Genomic DNA, 23,140 nt, shown 5'->3' with positions numbered 1-23,140 from the left:
CTTTTAACCGTCTGATTTTATTAAATCATTATCAATATTCTTTGACAGCCCCTTTTTTATTGCTAATTTTGTGTATTAAAAATTGATTGAATTAAGTAATAGGATGTTAAATATTTTTCCAGAATATTCACAAACCACTCATCAGTTCAGCATTAGAATTTTATGAAAAAAGAGCCAATACTTTTTAAAGTTGATGATGATTTGTGAATCTTTCTGCTGAATAAAATAGAATATCTTCAGGCTAATTATTTAATCTCAATCAATCACAATTATTTAAAGAGTATTTTAACAGGGAATATTATGGCAGAAGGAAAATTACGTTTAGAAGATTTATTAGGGTCTTCTATGTCTTCAAATACAGATGACGGAAGAATTAATAATGTTGCAATTATCGGAGCAGGAATAATGGGGCAGGGTATTGCTCAAACAGTTGCCGGTATGGGTTTAGAAGTAACTGTTGTCGAATTAAGCAATGAAAGACTTGAAACAGCTAAAACACAACTAACTGATTCAATAGACAGAGAAATCAAACGCTGGGCTATGACAAAATCAGATAAAAAATCTATCTTTAGTAGAATCAAGTGGGAGACTGATAATAGTACAGTTAAAGATTGTGAAATTATTATTGAGGCTGTGCAGGAAGATTTTGACCTGAAAGTTAAAGTCTTTCAGGATCTTGATAAAATTGTAAACCCTGAAGCAATATTTGTTTCAAATACTTCTACTTTAAGCCTAACAAAAATTTCGGAAGCAACTTCCAGATCAACTAAAGTGATCGGTATGCACTTTTTGAACCCGGTTCCTAAAATTCCAATGGTTGAACTTGTTAAAAGCCTTCACACTTCAAATGAAACTGTTTCAACTGCAAAGGAGTTTGCTGCAAGAATTGGTAAAACCCCTGTTGAAGTTTATGAATATCCTGGCTTTATTACTACCCGTGCAATTGTTCCCCTGATTAACGAAGCTATGCATATGCTATTGGAAGGGATTGCTACAGCAAAAGATATTGATATTGCATTAAAGCTTGGATATAATTTTCAGTATGGTCCTTTAGAAATGGCTGATGCAATGGGCCTTGATGAGGTTTTAACCTGGATGGAAACACTCTGGAATACATTAGGTGAACCGAGATATAGACCAAATCCAATGATTCGCAAACTTGTACGTGAAAGAAGGTTAGGCAAAAAAACCGGCGAAGGTATTTTTAAATACGATGAACATGGTAACAAAATCAATTAATCTTTAACTCTGGAAAAAAAATCATGAAAGTTTTAGTTTTAAATAGCGGCAGTTCTTCAATTAAATATCAGTTTATTGATACAGAAAAAAAAGTTGCGCTTGCAAAAGGGCTGGTTGATAGAATCGGAATGGCTGGTGCGGTTCTTTCTCATCAAAGATATGATGGCGATAAAATAAAAATTGCCGGAGAAATTTTAGATCATCAGATTGCAGTTGAATATGTGCTTGGTGTAATGCTTAGTAAAAATCATGGTGTTATTGATGATAAGAAAGATATTGAAGCAGTAGGACATCGTGTAGTTCATGGCGGTGAATCCTTTACCGGTTCGGTTTTTATTTCTGATGAAGTTGTTAAAGTTTTGCAAGATAACATCGAACTTGCTCCACTGCATAATCCACCGAATATTAAAGGTATTCAGGCTTGTCAGAGGATATTACCTGAAACACCTCAATGCGGCGTTTTTGATACTGCATTTCATGCACATATGCCTCCAAAATCATATTTATATGGAATACCTTATGAGTTATATAAAAAATATAAGATTAGAAGATATGGATTTCACGGAACATCACATTTATATGTTTCACAAAAAGCAGCAGAACTTCTTAATAAAGATATTAGTAAGTTAAAAATAATTACAGCTCATTTGGGTAATGGTTGTAGTATTGCTGCTGTAAAACATGGAAAATCAATTGATACATCAATGGGGTTTACACCACTTGAAGGATTATTAATGGGAACGCGCAGTGGTGATCTGGATCCTTCTTTAATACTGTTTATCATGGGTAAAGAAGGTTTGACAATTGGAGAAGCAAATACACTGCTTAACAAACATAGCGGACTTATTGGTATCAGCGGTGAAAGCAGCGATATGCGAGAAATTTTATCTGCGGTTAAAGATAATCAGCAAAGAGCAAAATGGGCTTTTGAGATATTTTGCTATCGCATAAAAAAATACATTGGTTCGTATGCTGCTGCTATGGGCGGTTTAGATGCTTTGGTTTTTACTGGAGGAATTGGTGAAAATGCAAAGGAAGTTAGAGAAGAAATTTGCAGAGACCTTGAATTTCTTGGAATTGAATTGGATGAGACAAAAAATAGTAATGGCGAAGAATTTATTTCAAAATCAGATTCTAAAACTGCAGTATTAAGAATTCCAACTAATGAAGAATTGGTTATTGCTATGGATACTGCAAAAATTGTTTCTGAATTGAATTGAATTGATCAATGTAAGATTTTGTATTAAAATGTTTTTAGATAATCTTTTTAAATAAATATTAAGATTAACTTTGGAATTAGGAATAAAAGGTAAAACTGCACTGATCACTGCTTCAAGTAAAGGCATTGGTAAAGCAATTGCCGAAGGTCTTGCTGCGGAAGGCTGTAATGTTGCAATTTGTTCACGTACAAAAACCACACTTATTGAAACAACCCGAGAAATTAAACTTAAATATGGAATAGAACCGTTTTGGGGTATATGTGACATAAGCCAGCAAAAAGATATTGATAATTTTTTTAGTGCAGTTCTAAATCAGTTTGGTACTGTTGATATCTTAGTTAATAATTGCGGCGGTCCAATCCCTGGATTTTTTAGAGATTTATCAGAAGAAGACTGGGAGAATGCATATAAGCAGGTATTACTAAGTGTTATCAGGTTTTCAAACTTAGTTTTACCCAGAATGATAGAACATGAATGGGGCAGAATTATAAATATCACATCTATTTCTGTTAAACAACCGGTTAGCAATCTTATGCTTTCAAATTCATTTCGTTCTGGTGTAACAGGTTTTGCAAAATCTCTAAGTAATGAAGTTGGCAGCATGAACATTACAGTTAATAATATTGCACCTGGTTACACTCTGACAAACAGAATTTATGAATTAGCCGTTAATCGTGGAAAGGCTTCAGGCAAATCGCACGAAGAAGTATTGGTTGATATGGTTAAAGATGTTCCAATGAATCGATTAGGCAGTCCTGATGAAATTGCTGCAATGGTAGTATTTCTAGCTTCACAGAAAGCAAGTTATATTACAGGCACCACAATCCCGATTGATGGGGGATTGACTAAATCATTGTTTTAATAAATTTTGATAGAGTAACAATAGTATAAAAAAGAAAAAACCTCTCAATATTGAGAGGCTTTTTCCACTAACCAATGAACAATGAACCTATGCTTCCCTAAAAACTGATTCCAATATATTAAGCTAATATTGGAGATCCTTGTGCGAGATAATAATTTTGATCGCCTCTTATCTCGAAACTTTTTATTGCTTCATCTAAAGTGTTATACAAATTAAATACATTCATAGTACCGGCTTTTTCCATCAATGCTTTAGCTACTTCATCTGGTTTTACAATCCGGATATCACCATTAATTTTTGCGCTTGATTTCAAAGCTAAAACTAAAACGCCTAAAAAAGTGGAATCAATGAACTCACATCTGCTTATGTCAACAATAATTTTTTGCTGTTTATTAACAGAAATTAATTCATCAAGATTTTTCTTTAATACATTTGCTTCTTTATAGGTAGCACGACTTAAATTAACAACCTGGATGACGATATCGTTAATATGAAGTCTTTCAAAATCCTCTGAGATCGCCCTCATAACTTTAGCTCTCCTTACTAAAAAATTTGATTTTTATCCCCTGTTATTTGAAATAGTTTAAGCATGCACTGTGCCGAAATAGACAAAATTTGTTCCATACTTGTTATTTCAATTTTTATTAAATTTTGCATATAAATATTAAATATTGACTCATTTTGATATGAAACCAATTACTCAATTTCATTTTGAAAATATTTTTGCTGAATAATTTTAACCATTTGGTTTAATGTATAAATCATCTAATAATACTAATGATTTTTTAACAGCAACAAAGGACCATTATGAAAATTTTCCAGTTGCATCTTTTCTGATCCCAAAAGATTATCGTAAAGATATTGCAATTGTTTATTGGTTCGCAAGAACTGCAGATGATATTGCTGATGAAGGGATGTGTAACTCTAACGAAAGACTTGAAAAATTAGAACAATTTGAAAAAGAATTTATTAAATCTTTAGAAAATGAATCTGATGACTTTAATTTTAATTTGCTTTCTACGATAATAAAAAAGAATAATTTATCATCTAATTATTTTATCGATCTGATATCTGCATTTAAGCAGGATGTAACAAAATTTCGATATAAAAACTTTGCTGAAGTTGCGGATTATTGTAAACGATCTGCAAATCCTGTTGGCAGGGTACTTTTGGAAATATTTAAGATACGCGATGATAATGCAGTTAAATGTTCGGATAAAATCTGCACTGCTTTGCAGCTTACTAATTTTTATCAGGATACCGGGATTGATTATAAAAAAGGGCGGATATATTATCCACAGGATGAAATGGAATTATTTTTTGTTTCCGAAAAGATGTTTGAGTTGAAAGAAAATAATCCTAATATTAAAGCGTTGGTAAAATATAATATTGATAGAACTCAACAGTTGTTTGATGAAGGTCGTGATATAATTAAATATATTTCCGGCAGATTTAAATATGAAATAAAGTGGACTATATCAGGCGGTGAAAAAATTTTATCAAAGATTAGAAAAAGAGATTTTAATGTTCTCAATTATCGTCCTGTTTTGAATAAGCTTGATTTTTTTAAATTACTAATTAAGTCTTTGTTTAATGGCTGATTCAGCTAAAGAAATATCTAAAAAGAGCAGAAGTAGCTTTTATTACGCTTTTAATCTTCTCCCCGAAGAAAAGCGCGAAGCTATGAACACTGTTTACGCATTTTGCAGAAAAACTGACGATATTGTTGATGAAAACCTTGACCCAACTGATTTAAAATATGAGAAACTTAGAAAATGGAGAATTGAGTTTGAAAAAAGTTTTTCCGGGCACTCAGAGTATGCTTTACTAAATAAACTTGGTACAACAATTTCAAAGTTTAATATTCCTTTGTATCCATTCTTTGAATTGATTAAAGGTATGGAGATGGATCTTCAAAAAGACCGGTATAAATCATTTGATGATCTTCAGCTTTATTGCTATCGTGTTGCTTCAACAGTCGGGCTTATTTGTATCGAAATATTTGGATATAAACATTCTTCAACAAAGCAGTTTGCTATTGACCTTGGGATCGCATTACAATTAACTAATATACTGCGCGATATCGGTAAAGATGCTGAGAATGGCAGAATTTATCTTCCACAGGAAGATTTGATAAAGTTTAACTATCCGGAATCAGATTTGTTTTCGCTCAATTACAATAATAACTTCCGCGAGTTGATGATTTATGAATCTTCAAGAGCAAAAATGTACTTTGATTCGGCTACATCTCATCTTAATCTTGAAGACAAAAAAACAATGTTTGCTGCTCGCGCAATGCAGCATATTTATTATAAAATTCTAGGAAAAATTATAGATAAAGATTTTGATGTTTATAATAACGAAATTAAAGTAAATAAAATTGAGAAAGTCGGGATTGCCTTGGGAGTCTGGGCAAAGTATAACTTAGTGTATTAAATGAAAAAGTGTCTTATCATCGGCGGCGGAATTTCCGGACTTACTGCTGCTTCTTACCTTGCATCAAATAAAATTAAAGTTACACTATTAGAATCATCACCAAAACTTGGCGGCAGAGCTTATTCTTTTTATGATCAGGAAACTCAGACAACCCTTGATAATGGACAGCATATAATGATGGGTTGCTTTAATGATACAATTGATTTGATTAATCTTATTGAAGCAGAAAATAATTTTATTTTTCAAAAAAATCTGAAAATAGGATTTTTACATGAAGAATCTGGTAATATTTATCTAAATGCTGACAAGTGGTTTTACCCGTTCAGTCTGCTTTCGGCTGTATTGAATTTCAAAATATTTAATAATCAGGATAAACGTCAATTAATAAAATTCCTGCTGACACTACCTTTTCAAAATAAAAATAAACTTAGCAGCATAACTGTTAAACAATGGCTTATTGAATCTGATCAGACTGAGAACCTTATAAAACATTTTTGGGAAATAATTGGTATAGGTGCTTTGAATTCAAGCATTAACAAAACTTCAGCATTATTGTTTTATGAAATTATTACCCGGATTTTTTTTCGCGGAAATTTCGCTTCAACAATCATTCTTCAAAAATTTGGATTAAGTAAAAGTTTAATTGATCCTCTGAATAGTTTTATTGTTAAAAACGAAGGCGAAATCCTTTTGTCAAACAAAGTCAATAGAATAGTAATTGAAGAAGACGCTGCTGTTTCGGTTATAATTGGAGATGTGAAGTTAAATAATTATGATTATTTAATTTCTGCAATACCATTATATGCACTAGCAAGAATTATTGATCTTAATAATCTGAACTTAAATACTCAATTTGAATACTCTTCGATTCTTAATATACATCTATGGATAGAAGGACTAAACCTTAAAGAAAAATTTTACGGATTTCTTGATTCACCTTTACATTGGATTTTTCTAAAGGACGAGCATTTCAATATTGTTATCAGTGATGCTGATTATCTTGTTGAAAAAGATCAAAGTGAAATTATGGAATTAGTGATTAGTGAACTGAAAAGATTTTTCCCATTAGGTAATGGTGCTGTAAAGAAATACAAGATTATTAAAGAAAAAAAAGCTACTTTTATCCCAAGTAATAAAGCTAATAAGTTAAGACCGGAAGCTGAGACTAATATAAGAAATCTGTTTTTAGCAGGAGACTGGACTAATACTGGATTACCGGCAACTATTGAGAGTGCAGTTAAAAGCGGCAGGGTTGCAGCAGAAAAAGTTTTAGAAAAAATTAAATAAAAACTATGAACGAAAAAGCAAAATATTATATTCAAAAACTACAACTTAAAAAACATCCCGAAGGTGGATATTACAGAGAAATCTACCGCGCTGCAGAAATGCATTATGTTGAGTCAATTCCTAAAGCATTAAAGAGAAACATCTCAACCTCAATTTACTTTTTATTGGAAGGCAAGCAGATATCAAAGTTTCATAAATTAAAATCCGATGAGCAATGGCACTTTTATGATGGCTCCACTGTTAAAATTTATGTTATTGATCAGAAAGGAAAACTAACTGAATACTTATTAGGCGGTAATTTGACAAAAGGGGAATCTTTTCAGATTGTTATTAATAAAAACAATTGGTTTGCTGCTGAATTGATGAACAAGCGTAGTTATGCATTAATCGGCTGCACAGTTGCCCCGGGTTTTGATTTTAAGGATTTTGAACTTGCTGATAGTAATCGATTGGTTGAAAAATATCCTTCTTTTTCCCGTTTGATTAAAAAATTTACTTGATATTTAATATCTGCTTAAATACTAAAAATTTACCTTATTTTATTTAAATAAATTAAATAAGTTGGTTCGAGCAGAAAATTTGGAATAAACAGAATATTGAATTTATAGTCCATTTTCTCTAATTTTTGCCACATAAAAAAGAGGAATCTTATCGAGAATATATTTACGATTATTTTGTTTCACTTTAGCAGGAAATTCGTATTAAACAAAAAATAAAAAACTTCATTGCTGAAGCTGTTAAGATTTTGGCGGTTTCTGCTGTGATGTTTTATTCAGGTATAAATCTCGGTTTTGGTTCCGGATATAAATATCAAGTCAATGAAGCTCTGCTTCAGGCAGCTTGTTTTGATTTTATATCATCTCAAAATTCATTTGAACTGCCAAATCAATCAGAACGTTTACATCAATCTGATGTTTTAAATAAACAGTCAGATAATTTAACTGTTTTATTTAATGATTTTTCATATTCTGATTCTCCTGTTGTTGCAATTGACGATTCTGTCTTTACTGTAAAAGATGACTCATTAAATATTTCAGTTGATTCACTTCGATTAAATGATACAACTAAGGTAGCAGACCCATTTATAAAGAATAAAAAAGTTAATGAGGATTCATTAAGATTAGTTAAAATGGCGCTTGATTCTACAGCGCGTTTGCAGTATTTCAGATATCAGCGTGAAGACCTTCCTTACACAACATTAGCTCAGAAAAAAAGATCTAAATATTTTGTAGAACCATCACCAACATATAAAACAAGAAAAGTTACAATTGATTCAACCGGCAAGTATGTTGAAGTACAAGATATTATTGCAGGTAAACCATCTAAAATAATTCTTCGCATTCCAATTGAGGAATACATAGCAGCACGTTTGGAGCTTGAAGAAAGAAAAAAATGGGAATCGCTTGGTTATGCTTATGAACTTAAAGAATCAAAAGTAGGGTTAAGCGAGTTAATTAAAAGTTTTACTGATTTTGAAATTCCATTGCCAAGTGTAGGTGTGCTGAGCATTTTTGGAACGCCTAAGATAAGTCTGAAAATAGGCGGTTCAGTTCAAATACATGGTGCCTGGCGAAATGAAACAACTGAAGGTGTTACTGCATCCAGATTGGGCAATACTCGAAATGAACCTGATTTTAAGCAGCAAGTTCAGATAAATGTAAATGGAACAATCGGTGATAAACTGAATATTGTTGCTGATTGGAATACAGAAAGAACATTTGAATATGAGAATCAGCTTAAAATAAAATATACAGGTTATGAAGATGAGATTATTCAAAGCATAGAAGCAGGAAATGTTTCATTGCAAACTTCTCCGCTGGTTGGTGGAAGCGAAGCTTTGTTTGGAATTAAAGCTCATTTTAAAATGGGACCGTTTTCTTTAACTACAATTGCAAGCCAGAAAAAAGGAGAAACAAAAGAAGTTCAGGTTTCCGGAGGAACTTCTGAAACTCCATTTCAAAAAAGAGCTTATGAGTATTCAACTAATCATTTCTTTCTTGATACTATTTATGCGTCTCAGACATATAAGATTTTTGAAAATTATTACGGCAAACCAACTCCTGAAATCAACAGTAATTTACTTGTTACTCAAATTGAGGTCTGGAAATCTATTAATGTAATATCACCTGATAGATCTAAAGAAAGAAATGCTAATGTTTATATTGATCTGCCGGAAATCGGAGTTGGCGAGGTTTACCCTCAGAGCTATCGTAATGATCTATCTAATACAATACCTGGTAAAACTGATGCAAGCCGGTTTATTCTCCTTACGGAGGGTGTTGATTACACACTTCATCCTGAGACAGGATTTATTACTCTTAAAACTACAATCAACGATAATGATATTATTGCAGTTGCTTTTCGTCGTGAAAATGGTTCTGGTGCAAGTGATGATAAAATATGTGGCGAATTTTTAGTACCCGGCAGCACTGATACAACAAGACTTGTGTTAAAAATGGTTAAACCGCGTAACCTTCAGCCTCAGTTTAAAATTGCATGGTCATTAATGTTAAAAAATATTTATGCCCTCGGTCCCAGAAACATTAAGAGAGAAGGTTTTGAATTTGACATTCGAAGAGAAGTTGAAGGACAGGAACCTGCTAGTGAAATCGGTTCTATCAGATTCCTTCAAGCTTTTGGACTTGATTTGCTGAATTCTAGTTCTCAGCCTCAACCAGATAATATATTTGATTTTCGACCTGATTATACAATCTTTCAAGAGACAGGTGAAGTAATATTTCCAACACTTGAACCATTTGGAGCCAATCTCCCAGATGGATTAGAGAAGGAGACTTATAATTATACTGAAGTTTATGATACTACAAAGAATGCTGCATCTAGAAAGACATTAAAAGATAAATGGATACTCGTCGGGAAAAGTAAGGGCACCTCTACATCAATTTATCAGCTTGGGTTTAATATTGTGGAAAATTCAGTAAAAGTATTACTAAATGGAAGAGAGCTTTCACCAGGTTCTGATTACTCTGTTGATTATAATACGGGGCAGTTAACTATTAGAAATGATGCAGCATTGGTACCAGGAGCTGACCTTAAAATTACATACGAACAAAATGATCTTTTTCAGCTTGCATCAAAAACATTACTTGGTGCACGCGGAATTTATGAATTTTCTAAAAAGACCAAGCTTGGTTTTTCAATATTAAATTTAAATCAGCAGACATTAAGTGATAAAGTAAGAATAGGCGAAGAACCATTAAGTAATACTATTTACGGATTAGACTTTTCAACTTCAGCGGATTTACCATTTGTTACAAAGTTACTTGATAATGTCTTTTCGACAAGAGAAATGTCAACCTTCAATCTTACTGGTGAATATGCATATATTGATCCTGATCCTAACACAAAGAAAAGTACAATACTTTCTGATAAAGGGAAAAGTATAGCATATATTGATGACTTTGAAGGAACAAAAAAGACGATTCCTATCGGTGTCTCATATACTGCGTGGAAGGATTTAAGTCCGCCGGATTCTTTGATAAATAATTCAGGATTAAGCAAACAAGAGTTGATGGATTATAAAGGAAAATCTTTTTGGTTTACAGAAACCCCTTCAACCGTTACAGTAGATGATATCTATTATGGTAAGAAGCAAGTAGCTCGTTCGGATCAACAAGTAACTGTTATGGATTTTGTGTTTTTACCTGATACACCTGGTACATATAATTACTCTCCGCAGCTTCAACAGCGTAATAAATCATGGGGAGGAATAATGAAAGTCCTTTCTTCAACAGCAAGCAATCTTATTGAAGAAAATATAGAGTATATAGAATTCTGGGCGCAGATATTGACTGCAGAGGAAAATGCTAAAATTTATATTGATCTTGGTAAAATAAGTGAAGATGTAATTCCTAATAATAGACTTGATACAGAAGACAAAGACGGGAATGACGCGATTGATGTTGATGGTAAAGAAGATACCGGAATAGATGGTATGACCGATGAGCAAGAACGTGCTTTATATCCCGATCGGGGGAATGATCCAAGCGGCGATAATTTCTTTTTTCAAAGGAGTAATCCGCCTAATCTTTTTGATTATTATAATATTAATGGAACTGAAGGCAATGCTATTCTTACAGACATTGGCAGAATCCCGGATACTGAAGACTTAAATAGAAGCGGAAACCTTGATTTAGCTAATAGTTATTTTAGATATGAAATCCCGCTCGATACCAATTCACAAACAAATCCATTTTTAGCTGGCGGCGGTTTCAATCCTAATCCTAGTAAAAAATGGTTTTTATATAGGATTCCACTTAAAGATTTTCTGAATAAAATTGGAGAAGATGCCAGTTTTTCAAATGTAGAGTATATCAGACTTTTTGTTCAAGGCGTTGAAAGTATGGTTCACTTCAGAATTACCGAATTTAATCTGGTCGGTAATCAGTGGCACAAGAATCTACCGGATTCAATTGCAAAAACTGATACTGTTTTATCTATATCTGTTGTTAGTCTTGAAGAAAACCCAAACTACACAAGTCCTCCGGGTGTTTTTCAGGAAAGAGACCGTACTAATCCTGATGAAGTGGTTTATCGAAATGAGCAGTCCCTTTCAATGATAATAAAGGAACTTGGGGAAGGCGACAAAAGAGAAGTTGTTAAATATCTTTTCAGACCTATAGATGTTTTTAATTACAGACAAATGAAATTATTTATACATGGAGAAGCAAATAATATTCCCGGTTCTATCTCTTATGTTGATACTCTTAACGGCTCATATCAATATTCATCGGAAGTTTATTTTAGATTTGGCGGTGATACAAATAACTATTACGAATATCGTCAGCCGGTTTTTGCCGGTTGGAATGAAATTACAATTAATTTTGATCAGCTTACTGCATTAAAACAAGCAAGGGGAGACTCTGTTACTGTTCCATACAGATTGCCAGTTGAAGGTGCACCTTTGGGACATTTTTATGTGATTAAAGGAAATCCAACTTTAACAAGTGTTAAATTTTTATCTGTTGGTATTTTTAATCTTAACAATGGATTTAATCCAGGAGCGCTATCGGGTGAAGTATGGGTAAATGAACTTCGTGTTGTGGGGGCAGATGACTCACCCGGCTGGGCGTACAGTTTTTCTTCTTCATTAAAGCTTGCAGATTTTGCAACAGTTTCTTTTAATTTAAAAGAAAACAATCCTTATTTCCACAGGCTGACAGAAAGGTTTGGAAGCAGAATACAACAAACCAACTGGTCTGTTTCTACTGATGTAAATTTATTAAAGTTAATACCTTTTAACTTACCTGAGAGCAATTTAAGATTGAATTATTCACATACTGAAACAAAAGGAAAACCATTATACATACCCGGTAGCGATGTTAAAGTGGATCAGGCAGTTCAAAAACAAAAAGAATTATTTGATCAGGATACTACCGGACTTGTAAAATCACCAGAGTTAGTAAGGGAAGAAACTGAAAATGAATCAATCTCTGATTCGTGGTCTGCATCAAATATCAAAATCAAGATACCATCAAAGTTTTGGTTAATACGGGATACATTTAACGCATTAACTTTTGGATTTAATTATAACAAATCTTTTAGCAGAAGCCCAACTGTTCTTTCAAACAGAAGCTGGGTGTGGAATACCAACATTAATTATGGAATTTCACTTAGTCCGACGTATTTTATAAAACCAATTGATATCCCGGTTATTGGAGTTTTCTTTGCTTTGTTTAAAGATTACAGTGATACTAAAATTTATTATACGCCTCAGAATTTTAATCTTACATTAACAGCTAACAGAACTTCATCAACAAATATAACCAGACCAAGAGGTAATACTCCTGCAAATACTATCTCTTCAAGAGATTTTACAACAACACGAGGATTTAATTTTTCCTGGAAATTAACTGAAGGCGGATTTTTAAATCTGACTACTAGTTATGCATTAAATATCAGTTCATCACTTGCGTATTTAGAGACTTTAAATGACTCGGCAGCTACACCAAGATCTGAAAGTGAAATATGGAGTGATATATTTAATGGAGCCTTTTTTGGCAGAGACAGCCGATATCAGCAAAATTTTGATTTGAGAACTGCGCCACGGCTGCCTTCATTATTTAACTTAAATAAATTTTTTACCTTGACTGCCTCATATAATGCAACTTATCAGTGGCAAAATGATTTCAGACAGCCAGTAGTTGGCAGAAGTGCAGGTAATTCAAATAAGTCATCAATCGGATTAACAATGAGATGGAAATCATTGTTTGATCCTTTGTTTGCTGAAAAAAAAGAAGATCAAAAAAAACAGCAGAAGAATCTTCCCCCCAGAGATAAGCAAATAGTAAAACAGGAACCAAAAATTCAGGTTGATTCATTAGGCAACACAATTGCTTTTGTTGATTCATCAAAAATATTGGATTCACTTCTTATCGAAGAAGGAAAGCCATCTGTATTATCTAAAGCGTTAAACTTTCTTTTAGCATCAGCCAAGTATATTTTGGTTGACTATGAAATGATCTCTTTCAATTATTCAAATGACAATTCAATATCAAAATCTGGGCTGCAAGCTACAGGTACCGGATTTAGTAATTTTTGGGGATTGTTTTATAATGCTGATGCCGGTCCTACAAGAGGTTTTATGCTTGGAATAAACGGAGATGTAGGACCAAGGGCTCTTATGCAAAATATGAATCTGAATGATGTTTTTTCAGTTAGAAATAATTTTGATTTTAAAACCTCAAGACCATTATGGGAAGGAGCTAAAATAGATGTTAACTGGAAGAGCGGATGGTCACAGAACAAAAATGCTACTATAACAAGAGATCAGGACGGTAACATTTATGTGTCGAATGTTACTGCAAGCGGAACATTAACAAGATCATTTCTTACATTTCCGCCTGTATTATTTCTATCGGTTTTCAACAGTGGTATTAAACAAGTTGCAGAATTATATAACCCCAATGATCCTAATTCAAGTTTATCCAATGCCTTTGTAAAAGGATTTGAAAGCTTACCGATATTTTCAAATTTTGGATTCTTAAGCAACATAGCCAAATATATTCCAAGACCAAACTGGCGATTAACCTGGGATGGACTTGAAAAATTGCCGTTGTTAAAATCTATTGCGCAAAGAATTTCATTAGACCATTCATATTCATCTACTTATACCGAAGGATGGAAACTTAGCAGGGAAGGTAATGAAGAAATTCAAATACAAAAAATAGAGTATGGTTTTTCACCGTTAGCTGGATTAAATCTTACGTTCGGACAACTTTGGGGAGGTAATTTAAGCGGGAATCTTAAATACTCAACTCGTACATCTTTTGATCTTGGTATAACTACAAATAATATTACAGAAAACTTTTCAAAGGATATTGGGTTTACACTGCAGTTTTCAAAATCAGGATTTGAGCTTCCATTGTTTGGAGTATCACTAAAAAATGATATCGAATTTAGTCTGGCTTATTCAAGTACACGAAGTGCGTCAGTCAGATATGATATGAAAGATTTTAAAGAAGACGGTACACCACAGGATGGTTCAACAAGAGTAACGATAGAACCGAGAATCAAATATACAATCAGTGCAAAGGTTACACTTTCTATCTTTTACAAACGATCTACTACTGAACCTGAAGGGGCATCAAGAATACCGCCGACAACTACAAATGAAGCGGGATTAGATGTAACTATTTCTATTAATTGATGATTGATTAGAAAAAAAGAAAATTAAAATAATCTGGTGTTTATAATATGGACAGAAAAAAAATTTTATGGGTTGATGATGAAATCGAATTGTTGAGGTCACACATAATTTTTCTTTCTGAAAAAGGTTATGAAGTTGATACTGTAACTAATGGCGAAGATGCTCTGACTTCAGTTAAAGAGAAACTTTATGACATAATCTTTCTGGATGAAATGATGGCTGGAATGGGTGGACTTGAAACTCTGTCCCGTATTAAAGCAATTAATAATTTAATTCCAGTTGTAATGATAACTAAGTCAGAAGAAGAATCTTTAATGGACGAAGCCATTGGTGGTAAGATAGCCGATTATCTTACAAAACCAGTTAATCCAAGTCAGGTGCTTTTAGTCTGTAAAAAAATTCTTGAAGGCAAAAAAATATCCGGAGAGTATGCAGCAAAAGATTATCTGCAGGATTTTAATCAGATTACCACAGCTTTAGCCTCCAGCCTTGATTATTCGGAATGGATAAACATTTATTTGAAGCTTGTCAATTGGTCAATCGAATTAGACCATCATAGAGAAATTGGGCTTAAGCAATCATTAAATGATCAGTACAAAGAAGCTAATAAGGAATTTTCTAAATTTGTTGAAAGAAATTACAGATTGTGGTTAACTGATCCCATTAGCCACAATACACCAAATCTTAGCCCTGCAATCACTGAAAAATATGTTTTAACTAATCTGCGTGAAGAAGGTAAATCAGTTTTTTATTTTGTATTAGATTGCCTTCGGCTTGATCAATGGCTGGTTATGGAAAAACAACTTACTGATCTATTTAAGATTGAAAAAGATTATTATTTCTCGATACTTCCTACTGCAACACCTTATGCCCGTAATGCTTTGTTTGCAGGCTTATTTCCCTCTGATATTGAGAAATATTATCCGGAGTTATGGGTCTCAACTACTGATGATGAAAACAGTATGAATAAATATGAGAAAGAACTTCTTCAGCTTTTAATTGAAAGAAAGAGAATTAAACTTCGGAATGATCTTAAGTATATAAAGATAATTGATCCCGAAGTTGGAAGGAATTTTGAACAGAATATTCATTCATATCAGAACACACATTTAACTGCAGTAGTGGTAAATTTTTTAGATATGATTGCACACGGCAGATCGGATTCGGATTTACTTAAAGAAATTGCTCCAGATGAAGCAGCATACAGATCACTTACTCAAAGCTGGTTTAATCATTCGTCTTTATTAAATATCTTCCGTACACTTTCAAAAATGAAAAATGCGAAAATAATCATTACTACTGATCATGGCAGTATAAGATCACTGAGAGGTGCTAAAGTACTTGGCGATAGGGAAGCTTCTACTAATCTGAGGTTTAAGTACGGCAGAAATCTGAAAGTGGATGAGAAGCATGCTGTTTTTATAAAAAATGCTTCAGATTATAAGCTTCCTAAAAGAGGTGTAACAATAAATTATATTATTGCAAAAGAAGATTATTATTTCGTTTATCCGACTGATTATCATAGATTTCTTACACATTACAAAGACACTTTTCAGCACGGCGGAATCTCGATGGAAGAAATGATTTTACCAATAATAACATTGGAATCTAAAACCTGATGCAGTTTCCGTCTCAAATATTAAGCAGATCTGAATCTGAGACTGAAAATATGGCTAAAGAGTTTTCTTCGTTTGTTAATAAAGGTATGGTGATAGTTCTGATTGGAGAATTGGGTGCAGGGAAAACTTTTTTTACCAAAAAGCTTCTTCATTATTTTAATATTAGAGCTGCCAACAGCCCAACCTTTGCAATTGTTAATGAATACATTGGATTATTAAAATTCTATCATTTTGATTTTTATAGAATTAATAAACCAGACGAGTTAATTGATATTGGTATTGAAGATTATTTTTCCGATTCAGATGCAGTTTGCATAATTGAATGGGGAAATTTATTTACTGAAATACTGCCAAAGGAAAGAATCGAGATAGAAATTAAATTCATATCAGAAGATGAACGTTTATTTGAATTCAGGAAATTATGAGTGAATTATTTCCAATACTTGCAATTGAAACCTCAGATAATATTTGCGGTGCTTGTCTTTATTTTAACCAAGAAAAATATTTTGCTGCTAATGTTGTTTTAAAACATTCACATTCAGAAAAGCTATTCGAAGTTATTGAATCCGTGTTAAAAATTGGTGAGTTAACTGTATCACAAGTAAAATGCATTGCTGTTTCTGCAGGTCCCGGGTCATTTACAGGCTTGAGAATTGGAATGTCTGCGGCAAAAGGTCTTGCTCAATCATTGAATATTCCAATAATTAAGGTCCCGACTTTTGAAGCTTTAGCTTTACAGTTATCAGAGGGTTTACAAGACGGCTCAGTTTTTACAATTGCGAATAAAGTTGGCAGAGATGAATTATACTATGCTAAGTTTCAAATTAATTCTAATAGTTATATATTTAACCAGCAGTTAAAAATCGTATCAGCTAATTCAGATTATCTGTTTAATGATAATGATTTAGTATTTGGAAATATTGATTCAGATAAGATTAACAAAAAAATAATTCATAAATTTATTTCAGCCCCTTATGCAGAATTTGTAGCTAAATGGGCAGAAAAATCCGGTGAAGCAATATCAATACAAAATATAGACTTTGTTGAACCAGATTATTTAAAAGATTTTTTAGTTAAGGAGAAGAAATTATGATCCGAAACATTTTAATAGTTTTGCTGTTACTATCAGTTACAGCCTTTGCTCAATTAATGGGTCCAAAAATATCAGTTCAGCAGGTTGAGTATGATTTTGGAAATATTAATCAGGGTGATATTGTAAATCATACATTTGTTTTATCGAACAATGGCGGTGATTTACTTAAAATTACAGATGTTAGAGCATCTTGTGGCTGTACTGCTGCAAATCCAACAAAGCGAGAACTAAAGCCTGGTGAATCATCAAATCTGGAAGTTACTTTTAATTCAAAAGGGCGTAAGGGTCCTCAGGTAAAGACAGTTACAGTAACAACAAATGATCCTGATAAAAAAGATATTCAGTTAACTATCAGATGCAATATTGTTATTCCTGTGGTCAAGGAAGAAAAAACCGGTGCACGAATATTTTTTCCAGAAACTCAACATGATTTTGGTAAAGTTCAGGAAGGATCAAAAGTAGAATACACTTTTAAATTTGAAAATAAAGGAACAGAATCACTTGTAGTAAAAGATGTAAAAACATCCTGCGGCTGCACTGCTGCAGTGGTAAGCAACAATACATTGAAACCAGGAGAGGTTGGTTCAATAAAAGTTGGTTTTGATACGAAAAACAGAGTCGGAAGAAACAGCAAGTCAATAACTATTGTTTCCAACGACAATAAGGAACCAAACAGAGTGTTAATGATTTATGCAGAAGTTCAGAAAAACTAATTATGCCTTGGTTTAAAAGATCTAAACAAAATATAGCTGAAGATACTAAGCACAAAGAACTGCCTGCAGGCTTATGGGAAAAATGTCCATCCTGTGGTGAAATAATTCATAAGAAACAACTTGAACTGAATTTATGGACTTGCTTAAAGTGTGATAATCACTTTAGAATTAGCAGTTTAGAATATATTGCAATCATCTTTGATAAAGGTTCCTTTAAAGAGATTGATAAAAAAATGCGGTCTGCTGATCCGCTTAATTTTGTGGATACAAAAAAATATACTGAAAGAATATCTACAACAATTAAAAAACTTGATCTTTACGATGCAATAAGAACAGGTACAGGAAAAATTGCCGGACGTGAAGTTGCTTTTGCGTGTATGGATTTTCAATTTATTGGCGGATCTATGGGTTCGGTTGTAGGCGAAAAAATTTCACGGGCAGTTGATAAAGCATATAAAAATAAAATGCCAATGATTATTGTTTCATCAAGCGGCGGTGCCAGAATGATGGAAGGTGCTTTTTCACTTATGCAGATGGCAAAGACGAGTGCAAGATTAGCCAGATTAGCAGAAGAAAAAATTCCTTATATCTCTATACTTACTGATCCTACTACGGGCGGTACAACTGCCAGTTATGCAATGCTTGGTGATATAAATATTGCTGAACCAAAGGCACTTATTGGTTTTGCAGGACCCAGAGTAATTAAGCAAACAATAGGCAAGGACTTACCAGAAGGTTTTCAGAGATCAGAATTTTTGGTAGAACACGGGTTTGTTGATTTTATTTCTCACAGAAAAGATCTAAGAGATAATTTAATTAAGGTTCTCGACTTACTCTCTTAAATATTTTTTATGTTAATAAACTAATACAGGCTAACATCGCCAAAATGGATTTTTTCTATTTCATCTTTTGTTTGAAGTAAAAGGAATCCGTTTTCATCAATATCATAAAAAATTCCGGACTTTTCAGTTTCGTTATCTGTAATTGTTATTCTGTTTCCAAGCATTCTGCATCTTTGTTTCCACTCTTCAATCAAAACTGATTTATCTTTTTTAAGTTTTTCAAGAAGCAGTTCCAGATTATTTAATATATCAGCTAACAGTTTTTCGCGGTCCACTGTTTTGCCCAGTTCATTTTTTAAAGAAGTTGGTAAATAATTAAATGAGCCTTGAAAAGAATTTTGATTTACATTGATCCCTATTCCAAGTACTAATCTTTCAATCTTACCTGATTGTGATACAGCTTCAATTAGTATTCCGCTGATTTTTTTTCCATTAACAAGCACATCATTTGGCCATTTGAGATCAGTTTTTAACTGATACAGATTTTCAACAGAGATAGATACAGCAAGTGAAGCAGCAAAGTTTATCAGGTTTGCATTATTAAAAAGTGATTTATCTTTTGTTAGTAAAATTGAAAACAACAAATTTACATCAGGTGCACTATACCAGGAACGTCCTTTTCTGCCTTTTCCTTGAGTTTGTTTCTCAGCTAAGATAACTGTACCATTTATATTATGTCCGTTTTCTTTAGCTAATAGATATGTATTTGTCGAGTCGATTTCTTCAATATAAATAAAATTCCTTCCGATAAATTCAGTGTTCAGCTTAATATCAAAATTTTCAATGTTAAACAATTTGTTCTCCTTAAGTTCATTGCAAAAATAAGCTAAATTAAACAATTTGTCATTGTGTGTGACGAAATATCGGGCAAATATGACAAATGGACTTGTTAAATAATTTGTTTAAGCTGGCATTAAATTGACACAATATCTAAGTCCCTATAATTAAAGAGTTTAGAGAAATCAAATTATTTGGCACCTTGCTTGTATAAATTATCTGGTTTAATTAGAAAATAATAGTATAATTTTAGAAAAGGAGAAATATTATGGGAAAAATTATTGGAATTGATCTTGGTACTACAAATTCCTGCGTTTCAGTTATGGAAGGTAATGATCCGGTGGTAATTCCTAATTCTGAAGGTGGTAGAACTACTCCTTCGGTTGTTGCATTTACCAAAACTGGTGAGAGGTTAGTAGGACAACCTGCAAAAAGACAAGCAATCACAAATCCAAAACAAACTATCTTTTCGATAAAAAGACTTATGGGAAGATTTATCAATGAAGTTGGAAATGAAAAGCATGAACTTCCTTATGAAATTGTAGCTGGTGATAATAATAGTGCAAGAGTAAAAATTGGTGATAGAGTTTATTCACCTCCGGAAATCAGTGCAATGATATTACAAAAGATGAAAAAGACTGCTGAAGATTATCTGGGGCAGGAAGTTACTGAAGCTGTAATTACTGTGCCGGCATATTTTAATGATGCACAAAGACAAGCAACTAAGGATGCTGGTGAAATTGCAGGTTTAACTGTCAGAAGAATTATCAACGAACCAACAGCAGCAGCATTAGCTTATGGTCTGGATAAAAAGACAAGTGATCATACAGTTGCTGTTTACGATTTAGGCGGCGGAACATTTGATATTTCGATTCTGCAGTTAGGCGATGGAGTTTTTGAAGTGAAATCAACGAACGGTGATACACATCTTGGTGGTGATGATTTTGACCAGAGATTAATTAATTATCTTGCAGATGAATTTAAGAAACAGGAAGGAATTGATTTAAGAAAAGATCCAATGGCATTACAAAGGTTAAAAGAAGCCGCTGAAAAAGCTAAGATTGAATTGTCTTCTTCTTCATCAACAGAAGTTAACTTGCCGTTTATAACTGCTACTCAGGATGGACCAAAACATTTAACAATCAATTTAACCAGAGCAAAATTCGAGCAATTGATTGATGACCTGGTTCAAAGAACTAAGGTACCCTGTGAACAAGCAATTAAAGATGCTGGAATTACTCCAAAAGATATAAATGAAGTTATATTAGTCGGCGGTTCAACTAGAATTCCAATGGTTCAGCAGCTTGTTAAAGATTTATTTCAGCGGGAACCTCATAAAGGAGTTAACCCTGATGAAGTTGTTACGGTTGGTGCTGCAATACAAGGCGGTGTTTTAGCTGGTGATGTTAAGGATGTTTTATTACTTGATGTTACTCCGCTTTCTTTAGGTATTGAAACACTTGGCGGTGTGATGACCAGATTAATTGAATCTAACACAACAATACCAACTAAAAAGAGTGAGGTGTTTTCTACTGCAGGAGATAATCAACCTTCTGTCGAAATTCATATATTGCAGGGTGAAAGACCAATGGCAGCAGATAACAGAACTCTTGGCAGATTCCATCTTGATGGAATTCCGCCAGCTCCACGTGGTGTTCCACAGATTGAAGTAACTTTTGATATTGATGCAAATGGTATTCTTCACGTTAGTGCAAAGGATAAAGCAACTAGTAAAGAACAAAGTATCAGAATTACATCTTCGAGCGGTTTAGATAAGAGTGAAATCGAAAAAATGAAGAACTCTGCTAAAGAGCATGCTGCTGAAGATAAAATGAAAAAGGAAGCAGTTGAAGTTAAAAATCAGGCAGATAGTTTGGTTTTTCAAACCAAGAAACAGATTGATGAACTTAAAGACAAAATTTCGGCTGATGTAAAATCAAGACTTGAAGCAGAGATTAAAAAAGTTGAAGATGCAATGGCTGCTAACAGTACTGAACAGATCAAATCTGCAACTGAAAGCTTAAGTAAAACCTGGAATGAAGTTGCCGGTCAATTATATGCACAAACAGGACAGCAGCAAGGGCAGCAAGCAACAAATCAACAGCAGGAAACAAAGGCTGAGGATGCAAAGGACGATGTTCAGGATGCATCTTATGAAGTTGTAGATGATGATAAAAAGTAATTTATGTAAGTAATCTATTCAATACAAACTCCGGTTTTAACGCCGGAGTTTTTTTTGTTTAAAGAGCATTTGGTTATTTTTAAGTAACTGATAATAATCTATCAAGATGGTTAGAAGCGAAAAAAAACACCGAATCATTTTTATCGATCTTATACGTGCACTGGCTGTTATTCAAATGGTTCAGGGACATACAATAGATGCATTATTAGCTCCGGAATACCGATCATTAGATTATCCTGCATATTATATTTGGAATTTTATGCGTGGAATAACTGCACCAATATTTATGTTTAGTGCGGGAACAGTTTTTACATATTTATTAAGACTTGTTAATGAACCGTTTGAAAATAACCCGCGTGTAAAAAAGGGATTCCGAAGATTCTTACTTTTAGTTGCTATCGGATACTTACTTCGTTATCCTACATACACTATCTTTGATTTTTCCAACATTACACAAAAGAATCTTGATATATTTTTTTCAGTGGATGTTCTGCAATTAATAGGATTTGGATTGCTGTTTTTGTTGATTTCTGCTTTTGTAGCAGAAAAAACTAAATTAAGCGATACAATTGTATTTCTCTTCATTTCTCTTTTATTCTTTTTTGCCGTACCAATAGTTACAAGGATTAACTGGATTGATTATTTTCCTCAACCTGTTGCAGGATATTTCTATACCGGTACTGGTTCATTGTTCCCATTATTTCCGTGGGCTGGTTATGTAGTTTTTGGCGGGATACTTGGCAGTTATCTTGCAAAAAATCCATTAGTGTTTAAAACAAATAAATTTAGTTTTAATCTGGCATTGTTTGGTGCTGTATTAATAATCATTTCAGAAGTTTCGGTAATAATAACTAATAAGGTATTTAATTATTACTATGAAGATTCATCTTATAATCTCAATACAATATTTTTTAGATTGGGTTTAGTATTAGTACTTAATTCCATTGTATCATTTATTTCTCAGAAGATAGAGTCTATACCAAAAATAATTATTATTGTAGGTAGAAATACTCTTATTATATATGTTGTGCATCTGATTATATTATATGGCAGCGCCTGGAATCCTGGATTATCAACAATCTTTGCTTCAAATCTGGATGTTACTCCTACTATTATAATTGCTGTCTTAATGATAACTGTAATGATATTGATGGTATTTATTTTTAATAAACTGAAGTTCAGAAATAAACAACTTGTTACTTAA

General features: G+C 33.0%; 17 protein-coding genes. 15 read left to right on the top strand and 2 right to left on the bottom strand.

The window, feature by feature from the left end; all coding sequences use genetic code 11:
- The first annotated feature begins 300 nt into the window (after window positions 1-300).
- From ROY99_12340 to ROY99_12330, 3 genes are all read left to right on the top strand, one after another.
- Complete coding sequence (locus ROY99_12340; protein MDT3697165.1) at window positions 301-1,239, top strand: 3-hydroxyacyl-CoA dehydrogenase NAD-binding domain-containing protein; 939 nt, start codon at window positions 301-303, stop codon at window positions 1,237-1,239.
- Between the two features lie 23 nt (window positions 1,240-1,262).
- On the top strand, window positions 1,263-2,459 hold the full coding sequence (locus ROY99_12335) for an acetate kinase (GenBank protein MDT3697164.1): 1,197 nt from the start codon (window positions 1,263-1,265) through the stop codon (window positions 2,457-2,459).
- A gap of 70 nt (window positions 2,460-2,529) precedes the next feature.
- Window positions 2,530-3,321: an SDR family oxidoreductase gene (locus ROY99_12330; protein ID MDT3697163.1), complete on the top strand. Its 792-nt coding sequence runs from the start codon at window positions 2,530-2,532 to the stop codon at window positions 3,319-3,321.
- Window positions 3,322-3,439: 118 nt separating this feature from the next.
- Here the strand turns inward: ROY99_12330 and ROY99_12325 are convergent, their stop codons facing one another.
- Window positions 3,440-3,847: an STAS domain-containing protein gene (locus tag ROY99_12325; protein MDT3697162.1), complete on the bottom strand. Its 408-nt coding sequence runs from the start codon at window positions 3,845-3,847 to the stop codon at window positions 3,440-3,442.
- Between the two features lie 226 nt (window positions 3,848-4,073).
- Between ROY99_12325 and hpnC the strand changes: the two genes are divergently transcribed.
- The 10 genes from hpnC (at window position 4,074) to accD (ending at window position 18,977) form a co-directional block, all read left to right on the top strand.
- Window positions 4,074-4,922 (top strand): squalene synthase HpnC, encoded by an 849-nt coding sequence (gene hpnC, locus ROY99_12320; GenBank protein MDT3697161.1) that lies wholly within the window; start codon window positions 4,074-4,076, stop codon window positions 4,920-4,922.
- Window positions 4,915-5,757, top strand: coding sequence for a presqualene diphosphate synthase HpnD (gene hpnD, locus ROY99_12315; GenBank protein MDT3697160.1), 843 nt, complete (start codon window positions 4,915-4,917; stop codon window positions 5,755-5,757). The genes hpnC and hpnD overlap by 8 nt, the downstream gene beginning before the upstream one ends.
- Window positions 5,758-7,044 (top strand): hydroxysqualene dehydroxylase HpnE, encoded by a 1,287-nt coding sequence (gene hpnE, locus ROY99_12310; GenBank protein MDT3697159.1) that lies wholly within the window; start codon window positions 5,758-5,760, stop codon window positions 7,042-7,044.
- A 5-nt stretch (window positions 7,045-7,049) separates the two neighbouring features.
- Window positions 7,050-7,544, top strand: a complete 495-nt coding sequence (locus ROY99_12305) for a cupin domain-containing protein (protein MDT3697158.1) — start codon at window positions 7,050-7,052, stop codon at window positions 7,542-7,544.
- A gap of 245 nt (window positions 7,545-7,789) precedes the next feature.
- Window positions 7,790-14,710: a cell surface protein SprA gene (sprA, locus tag ROY99_12300; GenBank protein ID MDT3697157.1), complete on the top strand. Its 6,921-nt coding sequence runs from the start codon at window positions 7,790-7,792 to the stop codon at window positions 14,708-14,710.
- Window positions 14,711-14,757: 47 nt separating this feature from the next.
- Window positions 14,758-16,329, top strand: a complete 1,572-nt coding sequence (locus ROY99_12295; GenBank protein MDT3697156.1) for a bifunctional response regulator/alkaline phosphatase family protein — start codon at window positions 14,758-14,760, stop codon at window positions 16,327-16,329.
- Window positions 16,329-16,754, top strand: coding sequence for a tRNA (adenosine(37)-N6)-threonylcarbamoyltransferase complex ATPase subunit type 1 TsaE (gene tsaE / locus ROY99_12290; GenBank protein ID MDT3697155.1), 426 nt, complete (start codon window positions 16,329-16,331; stop codon window positions 16,752-16,754). Before ROY99_12295 ends, tsaE begins: the two co-directional genes overlap by 1 nt.
- The gene (gene tsaB / locus ROY99_12285) at window positions 16,751-17,422 is read left to right on the top strand and encodes a tRNA (adenosine(37)-N6)-threonylcarbamoyltransferase complex dimerization subunit type 1 TsaB (protein MDT3697154.1); all 672 of its coding nucleotides are present in this window, start codon (window positions 16,751-16,753) and stop codon (window positions 17,420-17,422) included. Before tsaE ends, tsaB begins: the two co-directional genes overlap by 4 nt.
- Complete coding sequence (locus ROY99_12280) at window positions 17,419-18,135, top strand: DUF1573 domain-containing protein (protein ID MDT3697153.1); 717 nt, start codon at window positions 17,419-17,421, stop codon at window positions 18,133-18,135. Before tsaB ends, ROY99_12280 begins: the two co-directional genes overlap by 4 nt.
- Before the next feature lie 2 nt (window positions 18,136-18,137).
- Window positions 18,138-18,977: an acetyl-CoA carboxylase, carboxyltransferase subunit beta gene (gene accD, locus ROY99_12275; protein ID MDT3697152.1), complete on the top strand. Its 840-nt coding sequence runs from the start codon at window positions 18,138-18,140 to the stop codon at window positions 18,975-18,977.
- A gap of 20 nt (window positions 18,978-18,997) precedes the next feature.
- On the opposite strand, the gene ROY99_12270 is transcribed toward accD, so the two are convergent.
- The gene (locus tag ROY99_12270) at window positions 18,998-19,771 is read right to left on the bottom strand and encodes a biotin--[acetyl-CoA-carboxylase] ligase (GenBank protein ID MDT3697151.1); all 774 of its coding nucleotides are present in this window, start codon (window positions 19,769-19,771) and stop codon (window positions 18,998-19,000) included.
- Window positions 19,772-20,022: 251 nt separating this feature from the next.
- Between ROY99_12270 and dnaK the strand changes: the two genes are divergently transcribed.
- Together dnaK and ROY99_12260 are read left to right on the top strand one after the other, a co-directional pair.
- Entirely contained in the window at window positions 20,023-21,936 is a 1,914-nt protein-coding gene (gene dnaK, locus ROY99_12265; GenBank protein MDT3697150.1) for a molecular chaperone DnaK, read from the top strand.
- Window positions 21,937-22,042: 106 nt separating this feature from the next.
- Window positions 22,043-23,140: a heparan-alpha-glucosaminide N-acetyltransferase domain-containing protein gene (locus ROY99_12260; protein ID MDT3697149.1), complete on the top strand. Its 1,098-nt coding sequence runs from the start codon at window positions 22,043-22,045 to the stop codon at window positions 23,138-23,140.

This window comes from Ignavibacterium sp., from assembly GCA_032027145.1.
Taxonomy (GTDB): domain Bacteria; phylum Bacteroidota; class Ignavibacteria; order Ignavibacteriales; family Ignavibacteriaceae; genus IGN3.
Note: the sequence above shows the minus strand (reverse complement) of the source record. Positions and strands in the feature narration are given on the sequence as shown.

Bases quoted from the DNA above. Each gene is read 5' to 3' on its own strand.
- ROY99_12335 (MDT3697164.1), top strand. From the start codon at position 1,263: ATGAAAGTTTTAGTTTTAAATAGCGGCAGTTCTTCAATTAAATATCAG.
- accD (MDT3697152.1), top strand. From the start codon at position 18,138: ATGCCTTGGTTTAAAAGATCTAAACAAAATATAGCTGAAGATACTAAG.
- ROY99_12260 (MDT3697149.1), top strand. From the start codon at position 22,043: ATGGTTAGAAGCGAAAAAAAACACCGAATCATTTTTATCGATCTTATA.
- hpnE (MDT3697159.1), top strand. From the start codon at position 5,758: ATGAAAAAGTGTCTTATCATCGGCGGCGGAATTTCCGGACTTACTGCT.
- hpnC (MDT3697161.1), top strand. From the start codon at position 4,074: ATGTATAAATCATCTAATAATACTAATGATTTTTTAACAGCAACAAAG.
- dnaK (MDT3697150.1), top strand. From the start codon at position 20,023: ATGGGAAAAATTATTGGAATTGATCTTGGTACTACAAATTCCTGCGTT.
- tsaE (MDT3697155.1), top strand. From the start codon at position 16,329: ATGCAGTTTCCGTCTCAAATATTAAGCAGATCTGAATCTGAGACTGAA.
- ROY99_12305 (MDT3697158.1), top strand. From the start codon at position 7,050: ATGAACGAAAAAGCAAAATATTATATTCAAAAACTACAACTTAAAAAA.
- ROY99_12295 (MDT3697156.1), top strand. From the start codon at position 14,758: ATGGACAGAAAAAAAATTTTATGGGTTGATGATGAAATCGAATTGTTG.
- ROY99_12340 (MDT3697165.1), top strand. From the start codon at position 301: ATGGCAGAAGGAAAATTACGTTTAGAAGATTTATTAGGGTCTTCTATG.
- hpnD (MDT3697160.1), top strand. From the start codon at position 4,915: ATGGCTGATTCAGCTAAAGAAATATCTAAAAAGAGCAGAAGTAGCTTT.
- tsaB (MDT3697154.1), top strand. From the start codon at position 16,751: ATGAGTGAATTATTTCCAATACTTGCAATTGAAACCTCAGATAATATT.
- ROY99_12325 (MDT3697162.1), bottom strand. From the start codon at position 3,847: ATGAGGGCGATCTCAGAGGATTTTGAAAGACTTCATATTAACGATATC.
- ROY99_12280 (MDT3697153.1), top strand. From the start codon at position 17,419: ATGATCCGAAACATTTTAATAGTTTTGCTGTTACTATCAGTTACAGCC.